Origin of the sequence: Corallococcus sp. 4LFB (assembly GCF_046520365.1) — a bacterium.
Classification (GTDB): Bacteria; Myxococcota; Myxococcia; order Myxococcales; family Myxococcaceae; genus Corallococcus; species Corallococcus caeni.
Genome location: NZ_JBKGHJ010001154.1, coordinates 1 through 749, shown reverse-complemented (window position 1 = coordinate 749; position 749 = coordinate 1). Strand labels below are relative to the sequence as shown.

Below are 749 nucleotides of genomic sequence, written 5' to 3'. Positions count from 1 at the left end.
TCCACCGGAGGTCTCCTCCAGGTTGAGCGTGAGGTCGAACTTGGCGGTGGTGCTCTGGGTGGGCAGCGGTTCCAGGTTCAGGCCGGGGAGCGCCAGCGCCGACATGGGCGCGTTCTGGAGGACGAAGAGGACCTGGACGAGCGGGGTGTGGCGAAGGTCGCGCGACAGGTGGAGCGCGTCGACGAGGTGCTCGAAGGGAAGCTCCTGATGCGCGTAGGCCTCCAGGCAGGTGGCCTGCACGCGACGCAGCAGGGCGCGGAAGGAGGGCTGTCCTGCGAGGTTCGCGCGAATGGGAAGCGTGTTGATGAAGCAGCCGATGAGCGACTCGGTCTCGCTGCGCGTCCTGTTGGCGATGGGCGTGCCGACGACGAAGTCGTCCTTGGCGCAGTAGCGCTGGAGGAGGACCTGGAAGGCGGCCATCAGCGTCATGAAGAGGGTGATGTCCTCCTCGCGGCTGAGCGCCTTCAGTGACGCCGTGAGCTCCGGGGGGAACCGGAGCGCGTGCAGGGCCCCCTGGGGTGACGGCACCGCGGGACGCGGGAAGTCCGTAGGCAGCTCTAGGACCGTGGGCACGTCCGCGAGCTGGCGGGTCCAGTAATCCAACAGCGGTTGACGGGCCGAGCCCTGGAGCCACTCGCGTTGCCAGAGCGCGTAGTCGGCGTACTGGATGGGAAGGGCGGGCAGGGAGGCCGGGTCACCACGCGATGCGGAAGCGTAGAGCGCGGCGACCTCCTGGACGAGCACGCCCA

General features: G+C 68.8%; 1 protein-coding gene. It reads right to left on the bottom strand.

What is annotated here, in order from left to right; all coding sequences use genetic code 11:
• The coding region (locus ACLEQD_RS44660) for a condensation domain-containing protein (RefSeq protein WP_410391960.1) at window positions 1-749 on the bottom strand (749 nt) is incomplete at both ends.